10 protein-coding genes are annotated in these 10,882 nt (G+C 44.0%); 6 read left to right on the forward strand and 4 right to left on the reverse strand.

Translation table 11 applies throughout. The features are described from left to right. Positions 1–204 precede the first annotated feature (204 nt). Complete coding sequence (locus tag DDR33_RS03845; RefSeq protein ID WP_109414434.1) at positions 205–1,287, forward strand: mannose-1-phosphate guanylyltransferase; 1,083 nt, start codon at positions 205–207, stop codon at positions 1,285–1,287. A 68-nt stretch (positions 1,288–1,355) separates the two neighbouring features. On the opposite strand, the gene rlmB is transcribed toward DDR33_RS03845, so the two are convergent. Continuing rightward, complete coding sequence (gene rlmB / locus DDR33_RS03850) at positions 1,356–2,117, reverse strand: 23S rRNA (guanosine(2251)-2'-O)-methyltransferase RlmB (RefSeq protein ID WP_109414435.1); 762 nt, start codon at positions 2,115–2,117, stop codon at positions 1,356–1,358. A 257-nt stretch (positions 2,118–2,374) separates the two neighbouring features. Here rlmB and dnaB point away from each other — a divergent pair, with 257 nt between their 5' ends. Next, complete coding sequence (gene dnaB / locus DDR33_RS03860; protein WP_109414437.1) at positions 2,375–3,946, forward strand: replicative DNA helicase; 1,572 nt, start codon at positions 2,375–2,377, stop codon at positions 3,944–3,946. 1 nt (position 3,947) lies between these two features. Here the strand turns inward: dnaB and chrA are convergent, their stop codons facing one another. Further along, positions 3,948–5,156, reverse strand: a complete 1,209-nt coding sequence (chrA, locus tag DDR33_RS03865) for a chromate efflux transporter (RefSeq protein WP_109414438.1) — start codon at positions 5,154–5,156, stop codon at positions 3,948–3,950. After that, complete coding sequence (locus DDR33_RS03870; RefSeq protein WP_109414439.1) at positions 5,149–5,484, reverse strand: hypothetical protein; 336 nt, start codon at positions 5,482–5,484, stop codon at positions 5,149–5,151. The genes chrA and DDR33_RS03870 overlap by 8 nt, the downstream gene beginning before the upstream one ends. 227 nt (positions 5,485–5,711) lie before the next feature. Here DDR33_RS03870 and DDR33_RS03875 point away from each other — a divergent pair, with 227 nt between their 5' ends. Together DDR33_RS03875 and DDR33_RS03880 are read left to right on the forward strand one after the other, a co-directional pair. Further along, on the forward strand, positions 5,712–6,314 hold the full coding sequence (locus DDR33_RS03875; protein ID WP_109414440.1) for a bifunctional nuclease family protein: 603 nt from the start codon (positions 5,712–5,714) through the stop codon (positions 6,312–6,314). Positions 6,315–6,369: 55 nt separating this feature from the next. After that, a complete protein-coding gene (locus DDR33_RS03880) occupies positions 6,370–7,638 on the forward strand; it encodes a NupC/NupG family nucleoside CNT transporter (protein ID WP_109414441.1) in 1,269 nt (422 codons plus the stop codon). A 106-nt stretch (positions 7,639–7,744) separates the two neighbouring features. Here DDR33_RS03880 and DDR33_RS03885 read toward each other — a convergent pair whose 3' ends face one another. Further along, the gene (locus tag DDR33_RS03885; RefSeq protein ID WP_109414442.1) at positions 7,745–9,034 is read right to left on the reverse strand and encodes a citrate synthase; all 1,290 of its coding nucleotides are present in this window, start codon (positions 9,032–9,034) and stop codon (positions 7,745–7,747) included. A gap of 372 nt (positions 9,035–9,406) precedes the next feature. Here DDR33_RS03885 and DDR33_RS03890 point away from each other — a divergent pair, with 372 nt between their 5' ends. Continuing rightward, positions 9,407–9,787, forward strand: a complete 381-nt coding sequence (locus DDR33_RS03890) for a response regulator (RefSeq protein WP_109414443.1) — start codon at positions 9,407–9,409, stop codon at positions 9,785–9,787. Between the two features lie 15 nt (positions 9,788–9,802). Further along, positions 9,803–10,882, forward strand: a 1,080-nt coding sequence (locus tag DDR33_RS03895; RefSeq protein WP_109414444.1) for a sugar transferase, incomplete at its 3' end; no start/stop codon positions are given.

The following is a 10,882-nucleotide window of genomic DNA, read 5'->3' on the forward strand; positions in this document are numbered from 1 at the left end:
CCGGGGGATAAAGTGTTAGTACGGGTAGAGAGTAAGTTATAGAGGTGAGAATGAGAAGGGAAAGTGTGGGATGCCGGGGGCTGATAACCTGAACGATTAAGAAAGAGGCTGTTAGATGCTGAGTTAGGCCGGAGAGGTGCATGTGAGTGCGATGAGAAGGGCGGCTGGTGCAAACAAAATGCCCATGATTTTATTTTAGACAAAATGAAGAACTTTTATGCTGTTATCATGGCTGGCGGTATTGGAAGCCGGTTCTGGCCAGTCAGCCGTACTGCACATCCCAAGCAATTTATCGATATTCTGGGAACCGGAAAGACGCTTATTCAGCAAACCTACCAGCGGTTCCTGAAAATAGTGCCGCCTGAAAATATTTACATTGTCACCAACAACAATTATACGCAGCTGGTAAAGGAGCAGATACCTGAATTAGCTGACGAGCAGATCCTGGCAGAACCTGTTATGCGAAATACAGCTCCCTGTGTGGCCTATGCTTCGCATAAAATTGCCATGCTGAATCCGGATGCAGCGATAGTGGTATCGCCTGCCGATCACCTGATTCTTGATACTGATGAATTTGTGAGGAACATCAATTACTCTCTTGATGCGGCCTCCAGGATGAGCTGCCTGATCACACTCGGAATCAAACCTTCACGCCCTGATACAGGCTACGGCTATGTGCAATTCACTTCGCAAAAGCTGGAGGGTGACCTTCACAAGGTAAAGACTTTTACAGAAAAGCCCAACCTCGAGCTCGCAAAGACATTCGTACAGAGCGGAGAATTTCTATGGAACGCCGGAATCTTCGTCTGGTCTGCCGCATCCATTATAAGTGCTTTCGAGCAGCACCTGCCCGAAATGAACGATGTATTTAAAGAGGGTGATAACAAATACAACACGGATGCAGAAAGACCATTTATCCAGCATGCCTATTATCAATGTACCAATATTTCCATTGATTACGGCATTATGGAAAAAGCTTCAAATGTTTATGTTCTCCCCACCGACTTTGGCTGGTCTGACCTGGGTACCTGGGCTTCTGTATATCAGCTTTCAGAGAAAGACTACCTGGGCAACGCTGTCATACCTTCGGACAGAGTGATCATGTACGACTCGGCAAACTGTATGGTGAACGTTCCCGCAGAGAAACTCGTAATCCTTCAGGGTCTGGACGATTACATCGTTGTTGAATCCAATAACACGTTGCTGATCTGTCAGAAAAGCCAGGAACAGAAAGTAAAACAGATTGTCGCCGATGTAAAATCGATATACGGACAGGAGTATATTTGAGTTATGAATTATGAATTATGTGTTATGAGTGACAGGATTCATAACTCATAACCCATAACTCATAACCCTCATAGCCTTTGTCTCACTGCTTCATACAGGATAATTCCCGACGAAACCGAAACATTCAGGGATGCAATCTCACCGTGCATAGGGATCTTAGCCAGAAAATCAGCCGTTCTGAGTATGTCGGTAGAAATACCATCATCTTCAGAGCCCATTACTATAGCAGTAGGACCAGTGAAATTTACGTCGTAAAGATAATCCTGCGTCTTTTCCGTACAGGCAACTATCTGCAAACCAGATTCACGCAAAAAGCGGGTCGCTTTAAGTAAGCTATCCTGGCGGCATACGGGAATTTTAAAAAGTGCGCCGGCCGAAGTTTTTATTGCATCCGGATTGATCTGCGCGGAGCCCTTAACAGGTACTACGATAGCATGGACGCCTGCACATTCGGCAGTTCTCGCAATGGCACCCAGATTTCTGACATCTGTTATGCCGTCGAGCAATAAAATGAGCGGCACTTCTCCCCTTTCGTAAATCTCCGGTATAACATTTTCAATATCATGATAAGTGATCGGTGAAATGATCCCGATCACCCCCTGATGATTCTTCCTCGTAATGCGGTTAAGCTTCTCAACAGGAACCTGCTGAAAATTCACCTGGCGGTCTCTCAGTAATCCCTTAAGCTCAGCAAACAAGGCCCCGCTAAGTCCCCGCTGAATATATATGGCCTCAATATCCTTCCCACTCTGTATCGCCTCGATAACAGCACGAATGCCAAAAATCATCTGGTTACTCTCACGTGGGAACCTCTCAGGGTTAGTGTTCATTAATAAAAATTTTAGCAGCCAAAATAGTGATTATTTTCGTGGAAAATACTGTGCCGGCGTCTGCTCTGTTTCGTTTTTAACACGGCTGAAAGTTATTAACATACGCAGGAGCTGCGTTACATAGTCGTTTTTCAGGTAATTAACATTTTTTCCACATCCAATTGTGAATATATGGGGGTATTTTTTAACACAATCAGGTAAGTGTAAAATACGCATTGTTTACAAACAGAAGCGTCTTATTGTGTACTTTTGCAAAGATGAGTTTAGAAAAGGATAACCAATATAGCGGCGGTAAGGGTACCGGGTTTTCAGATCGCCGTACCAGACTAAACAACCTGGTGAGCGGACTGGGAAAGCTACCACCCCAGGCACTTGATCTGGAAGAAGCGGTCTTAGGGGCATTAATGCTTGAAAAAGATGCGCTGTCAGCGGTTATTGATATTCTAAAGCCTGATGTTTTCTATAAGGAAGGCCATAAGAAGATCTTTGAAGCGATCCATACTTTGTTTCAAAAGTCATCCCCTATAGATATTCTTACTGTTACCTCTCAGCTGAGGCAGCAGGGAGACCTGGAAATGATCGGGGGGGCTTATTATATAACTGAACTAACCAATAGGGTGGCTTCGGCGGCAAATATTGAATATCATGCCCGGATCATCTCCCAGAAATACATTCAGAGAGAACTTATCAGGATCTCCACTGAGATCATTAATAATGCATACGAAGATACAACCGATATATTTGATCTGCTCGACCACGCTGAGAAGAACCTGTTCGATATTGCACAGAATAACCTCCGCCGGGATTCGAGAAAAATGGACGACATTGTCAGGGAATCACTTGAAGCACTCGAAAAGCTCAGAGACAGGGTAGACGGGCTGACTGGTATTCCATCAGGATTTACGGCCCTCGACAGAATGACCTCAGGTTGGCAGCCGTCGGATCTTGTGATCATCGCAGCACGTCCGGCAATGGGTAAAACGGCCTTTGTATTGAGCTGCGCCAGGAATGCATCCGTTCAGTTTGACAGGCCTGTCGTGGTATTCTCTCTCGAAATGTCATCTGTTCAGCTTGTTAATCGTCTGATCTCGGGAGAAGCAGAGATAGAGCAGGAAAAACTAAGAAAAGGGACCCTTGCCGAATGGGAATGGCAGCAACTTCATTCCAAAATCGGAAAACTCACCGAAGCACCTCTTTTTATCGACGATACTCCAGCCTTGAATATCTTCGAGTTCAGGGCGAAATGCCGGAGACTGAAAGCGCAATACGACATCCAGATGATCATTGTCGATTATCTCCAGCTGATGCATGGAAAAGGCGAAGGCAAAGGAGGAGGAAACCGGGAGCAGGAAATTGGTAGTATCTCCAGGGCGCTGAAATCAGTCGCAAAAGAGCTGAATGTCCCCGTACTGGCACTTTCACAGTTAAGCCGTGCTGTAGAAAGCAGGCCCGGAGCAAGTAAGAAGCCAATGCTCTCCGACCTTCGTGAATCCGGATCAATTGAGCAGGATGCCGACATGGTACTATTCCTCTACCGTCCTGAATACTATGGACTTACTGAAGATGAAGAGGGCCGTTCAACAATCGGTGTGGGAGAAGTTATCATTGCCAAACACCGTAACGGTGAAACAGGAACAGTTCCTCTCAAGTTTGTCGGGAAGTATGTGAAGTTTGCCGATCTTGACGAAGATTTTTCAGCTTCTCCTGCAATGGGCGGAGCAGATCCATTTGCAGCGCTTTCCCCATCCAATGAATTTGAAGGAAAACAAAACAACTTCATCATCCGCCCTTCCAGGATGGATGATATGGACGATGAACCACCATTCTAATTTACAGGCATAAGCCCGCCAGGATGCCTGCAATAATTAACAGAGGCGTCCTGATGCTGGTCAGATACAGAATAAGAAAGGTTGCTACCACAATCATCACCGAAAGGAGACTCACGGCGATAGGCTTCATCAGGAAAATAAATGCAGCAATAATAAACCCTACAGCCACCGCATTAATCCCTGAAAGGGAGTTTTTGATCCTGGTGATCTTTTTTAAGTCGCTCCAGAAAGGGACAAAGAACAGGACCAGGATGGCTCCAGGGAGGTTTATTCCCATAGTTGCGACGAAACTTCCGACAATTTGCCCCCACACGCCGCTTCCTGCACCTTTCATTGTCATTGCCCCGAGGAATGAAGTAAATGAAAAGGTTGGCCCCGGTACGATCTGCTGAAACGCAAAACCGGTAAGGAACTGGTCGGCCGAGAGATATCGTTTCATTTCCACAAATTCCGTGAACATAAGCGGTACGAGCACCTGTCCTCCTCCGAAGATGATAATTCCGTTACGGTAGAAGTTTTCGAAGAGACGGATTGGTAAACTAAACGGCGAAGTTTGGTTAATAATAGCCCCGAGGGCGGCAAACAACAGCAATATACCGAGAAAATAAAGAACCTTGTTCCGGTTGATCCCTGCGAAAAGCTTTACTCTCAATGCGCTTTCTTCGGCTGAAGTTTCCATTGCAGAAGAAATTATCCCGCCCAGCAGGATCAGCAGAGGAAAGACAAATGCATTCTTCAGGATCAGGGTCACGATGATCGCACCGATAGCCAGCCACATAGATGTCCTGGTCTTCAGTACAGAACGGGCCAGAGTAAAAGCAGCATACCCTACAGTACCAACAGCTATGGGTTGTACATACTGAAGAATATGAGCAAAGCGGTGCTGCTGCGCAGGGTCGGAATATGCAACAGCGATGAAACACATGATTGCCGCAGACGGAAATATCCAGATCAGAAGAGTAAGGATCGCCAGTTGCAACCCTCCCACCTTATAGGCAACTCCAATGATAGTCTGAGTGGAGGATGGCCCGGGAAGGACCTGCGTAAAAGCATTCAATTCAAGAAGTTCCGACTCACTTATATAAGCCCTTTTTTTGACAAACTCCCTGAGCATGATACCAATATGCGCCTGTGCACCACCGAATGCTATAAAAGTAAAAATGGTAACATCGCGGATAAAAAGCAGCTTTTTGAGGGTCGATTTAGTCATCTTCAAAATCCAGTCCCGCCAAAGATAAATAAGCTGAATTGAGCTCTGCCATTGCATGATTGTTCCGGGCCTTCCGTGCCACCTCTATTCCGTGCTGGTATACCCGCAGGGCGTCGTCGCGTCTGCCGAGTGTTTCGTACAGCTTTCCGAGGTGATAATAGGTCCCAACATAATCTTCATGGTTGCTTACCAGATCCTGAAAATACTTTAATGCCATTTCCGGATTATCCATTTTGAGATATTCGGTCGCAAGAGCATATTTCAGGAAGGGGTCGGCAGGATCTTTTGTTAAAAAATCCAAAAGCTTTTGTAAACGGTCTTCCTGCATTTTAAAAAGAGGCTTTTTTAAGTTAAATTTGCAAAAATTAAATCAGCACTTGATTGATGAATAAAAGCAAAAGTAAGTTTACTGATCATAACATACAATATTGCTTTTTACTCTGCGATGTCTGGCAGGGCTTTTGTAAATAATAAATAAACTTTTTGCTCCGGGAAAAAACAGATTTATAAATGGATGCGTTAAAAAAACAACAGGCGGTTAAGGGCAGGTAAGATATGAAAAAAATTAAGTTAGATATAGTAGGGTTATCTTACAGCCAGACGCAATCAGGAGCTTATGCACTGGTATTAAGCGAAGTAAATGGCAGACGCAGATTACCTATTATCATCGGAGGATTCGAAGCCCAGGCCATCGCGATAGAGATCGAGAAAATGACCCCTACGCGGCCGCTTACCCACGATCTGTTCAGATCCTTTGCCTCATCATTTGATATCACCGTACAGGAAGTGATCATCTACAACCTGATAGATGGTATTTTTTATGCAAAACTTATTTGCAGTGACGGTAAAAAACAGGTCGAAATCGACGCCCGGACATCTGATGCCATCGCATTGGCAGTACGATTTGACTGCCCCATTCATACATACGAGTTTATCCTGTCCACCGCGGGAATCATGATCGAAGGGAACGATTTCGTTTTCCTTGAAAACATGGAAGGCGCAGCCACGGAAGAAAAGGTAGCAGAATCGCCCTCTGCTTCTTACAATTCCATGTCTGTTGAGGAACTTAAAGAGAAACTCCAGCAGGCCCTTTCAGAAGAGGCCTACGAAAAAGCAGTAAAAATCAGGGATGAGCTTTCGAAAAGGAAGTCTTCATAAATATCAGCTTGCAAATTCTTTATATATTACACCTTCATATTCCTCATTATAATTTATGGACAGATTCACCGGCTTAATTGGTATCGCACTGATTTTTGCCATCGCTTTTCTATTATCAAATAACAGGAAGGCAATTAACTATCGGGTTGTATTTTCAGGACTGGCAATTCAGATCGTGCTGGCAGTTTTCATTTTAAAAGTTCCGGTTGGAAAGGCTGTTTTCGCCTGGCTGGGGGCGCTTGTAACGAAGATCCTTGATTTTTCACATGCCGGAGCCGAGTTCGTCTTCGGGCCTCTCGCCAATCAGCTTTCCCTGAGCAAGTCTTTCGGAGTAAACGCCATCTTCTTTTTCAATATTGTACCGACAATCATATTTGTCGCCGTACTTGTAAGCGTAGCATACTATCTCGGTATTATGCAGCGTATTGTTAAAGTAGTGGCGTATGCAGTTTATAAGGTGATGGGTGTATCTGGCGCCGAAGCGCTTTCTAACGTAGCAAGCGCTTTTGTCGGCCAGGTAGAAGCACAGATCATGATAAAACCCTACCTCAAAGGCATGACAATGTCTGAGCTTTTGGCTTCTATGACCGGGAGTATGGCCTGCATCGCTGGTGGCGTGATGGCTATCTATATTTCGCTCGGAGTGCCGGCTGAATATCTTCTTGCAGCCAGTATTATGGCCGCGCCTGCGGCACTGGTTATATCCAAGATTGTCTGGCCTGAAACACAGATTTCAGAAACAAAGGGAAAAGTATCACTGGAAATTAAGAAAACGAGTGCCAATCTTGTTGATTCTATTTCGCATGGTGCCAGCGATGGCCTCAAAGTGGGACTGAATGTTATCGCCATGCTGATCGGGTTTATTGCGATCATTGCACTTGTCGACGCCATCTTAGGATGGATCGGTGCCGGGCTCGGCAATATGGGTGTTTCTCTTTCCTTTATAGGAATTGACATTCATCATCTTAGCCTGAACCAGATCCTCGGAAGTATATTTTCAGTATTCGCCCGGGCAATGGGGGTACCGGGAAAAGATGTACATGCTGCGGGCTCGTTAATGGGCACAAAAATGGTGATCAATGAATTCGTGGCTTATCTCGACCTTGCAAAAATCAAGGGCAGCCTTGATCCGAAGACGCTGATCATAACCAGTTTTGCATTGTGTGGTTTCGCTAATTTCAGTTCCATTGCGATCCAGGTTGGAGGAATCGGAGAACTGGCTCCCGAACGCCGTACTGATCTCGCAAAACTAGGCGTTAAAGCCCTCATCTGCGGAACATTGGCTTCTTACCTGTCTGCAACAATAGCGGGAATGTTGCTATAGAAGCCCGGGCTCTGAGCATGGAAAAACAAAAAGATATTTAAATAAAAAAGAGGCTTGAAAGCCTCTTTTTTATTTAAATATTATAGGGTTCCCTAATCCGCAACGACTACTTTCTTTCCGATATGGGTACATATACGCGATCTGTCTCGCCTGTATAAACTTGTCTCGGACGTCCGATCGGCTCCTTCTGATCGCGCAGTTCCAGCCATTGAGCAATCCATCCGGGTAAACGTCCCAGTGCAAAAAGCACGGTGAACATCTCAGTAGGAAAGCCAAGTGCACGGTAAATAATACCGGAATAGAAATCCACATTCGGATAAAGCTTACGCTCTACAAAATAAGGATCATGCAGGGCTGCGTCTTCCAGTTTCTTAGCAATCTCGAGCACAGGATCATTGATTCCCAGCTTTTCCAGCACATTATCACAAGCCTTTTTGATGATCTTGGCCCGTGGATCAAAGTTCTTGTATACCCGGTGTCCAAATCCCATCAAACGGAAGTTGTCATCTTTGTCTTTCGCTTTATTGATCCATTTTTCGGTATCCCCACCGTCATTTCTTATTAGTTCCAGCATTTCAATAACTGCCTGATTAGCACCTCCATGAAGAGGGCCCCATAAAGCTGAAATACCAGCAGAAATGGACGCATACAAGTTACTTCCAGAAGAACCTACAATCCTCACAGTAGAGGTTGAGCAATTCTGTTCATGATCAGCATGAAGTATAAGAAGCTTATCCAGAGCATCTACAACTACCGGATCTATTTCTACTTCTTCTGTCACTCTGCCAAACGTCATATGAACGAAATTCGAAATATAATCCATCTTATTTAATGGATAGATAAACGGCTCACCTAACGATCCTTTGTAGATCCATGAAACAATTGTGGGCATTTTAGCGAGCAGCTTGATAACAGCAAGATTTGTATCGGACTTGCTCGGACTTGGATTAAGGCTTTCAGGAGAGAAAGCAGATAAAGAACTTACCAACGAACACAATTGTCCCATTGGATGGGCATTATGAGGAAATGCATCAAAGAATTTCTTCATGTCCTCGTGAATCAGGGTGTGCCTGCTTATCTGATATTGAAAATCTTTAATCTGATCCGGAGTTGGAAGTTCTCCGTAAATCAACAGATACGCAACCTCAATAAATGTAGATTTTTCGGCTAGCTCTTCGATCGGATATCCACGGTATTTCAAAATACCCTGCTCTCCATCCAGGAAAGTTATAGAACTGGTAGTAGCACCGGTATTTTTAAAACCGGTATCAAGTGTAATATAACCTGTCTGGTCGCGGAGCTTAGATATATCTATTGCTTTTTCATTTTCTGTACCCTGTATAACCGGGTATTCATAAGTCTTGCCATCAAGGATTATAGAAGCTTTTTCTGACATATAATTTGGATGTTGGAACGCAAAATTAATTAAATCTACATATTGCGGAACTTATTTTCAGGTTTGAATTGTAATTTTTTTGCAACGACTGTAAGTGTTCTCGAAATTACCCAAAGTGCCTAAAACAAATATAGTGCTGATGGCGACATAAAAAAATAATTTTTACAAAATCGACTCTTTTCTTAATAATTTTTTAATAATACATCACCAAAACGAGATTTTATCAATAAAATATTGTTTCTGTTAACAGGTATAATTTTTGCTTGTATCAACTTAAACACCTATCTTAGTAAGGTGATCAGCGTCATAATTCGGAATGATGCTAATAAACGGATGCTCTCATGTTTAATGCTGTCAGTTAAGTAGTTCAGAATGAAGAAACGGATATTAATAGTAGACGACGAAATAAGCATTCTGAAGCTTTTAAATTTTGTTTTGTCGAAAGATTACGATTTAACAATCAAGAACAGCGGAGTTGAAGCCATCGATTGGCTTGAACAGGGTAACGATCCGGACCTGGTTATTTCCGACCTGCAAATGCCCTATTTTGACGGCAGTTCTTTTGTCAGAAATTTAAAAATCAGCGGATACTACCGGGATACTCCCGTGATACTCCTGTCGGGCGTCGACAATCTTGAAGAAAAGGTGAACAAGATGCAGTTCAGGTTAGAAGGTCACCTTCAGAAACCTTTTAACCCCACCACTTTGAAAACAATGATAGGGACATTGCTTTCTAAATCAGAAAAACAGTAATTTTGTTAAAGCTAAATGATTTTGACCTCAGGCGTTAATCTTTCACACCAGACGGGGGTGCGTGCAAAAGTGGTATATGCAGGGACAGAACTGCGTGATATGGTTTTCCCTGATCTGGCTGCGCGGTTTGATCTCGAAGCAACGGGACTCAATATCCAGTCTGTCGAACGGTATCTGAATGACCAGTCTCTTCTTACATTGCCCGATATTCTGCTGATTGAAGCGGACTCACAGGGTAACTGGATCGAGCTCGTCAGGAAGATTAAGAAAAGTACACTTCTTCATGGCATCATCATCGTTGTCCTCTCGGCTTTTATCAATAAAAACTGGCGCTCAGAGGCAATGTCACTGAAGGTACACGATTTTTACACTTATCCCTTCCCTATTGAAGACTTGTGTGAACGGCTGGCCTTTCTTGTTAAGTTTAAATTGATCAGGCCGCGCCTGTCCGAACTTGCTGCAAGCGTTGATGTAGAATATCAAATGCCGCTTTACAAACGGTTGTTCGATATATTCTTTTCAGGTCTCGCACTGCTTTTGTTATCGCCCTTGTTTATCATAGTAGCTGTTTTGATTCGCCTTGAATCAAAAGGGCCTGTGATCTATAAAAGTAAACGGGTTGGAACCGGATATAAGATTTTTGACTTTTATAAGTTTCGGTCCATGAAAATAAACGCCGACAAGGAAATCCAGAACCTTAGTATCCGTAATCAATATTCGGATACAGAAACCGGTCAGTCAGTATTTATGAAGATCAAGGACGATCCGCGCGTAACCCGGATCGGACGTCTTATCCGCAAGACCAGTGTTGACGAACTTCCTCAACTTTTCAATGTATTGATTGGAGATATGTCAATGGTCGGAAACCGCCCCTTGCCGCTTTATGAAGCAGAGATGCTTACATCCAATGAATGGACCACACGTTTTCTCGGACCTGCCGGACTAACCGGACTTTGGCAGATCAGCCGCCGCGGAAAGGAGGAAATGTCTGAGAGAGAACGTAAAAGGCTCGATAACTTCTATGCCAGCAACTACTCCTTCTGGCTTGACATGAAAATTATCCTTAAAACCCTCCCGGCAATGCTTCAGAAGGAA

Source organism: Pararcticibacter amylolyticus, assembly GCF_003130405.1.
Classification (GTDB): Bacteria; Bacteroidota; Bacteroidia; order Sphingobacteriales; family Sphingobacteriaceae; genus Arcticibacter; species Arcticibacter amylolyticus.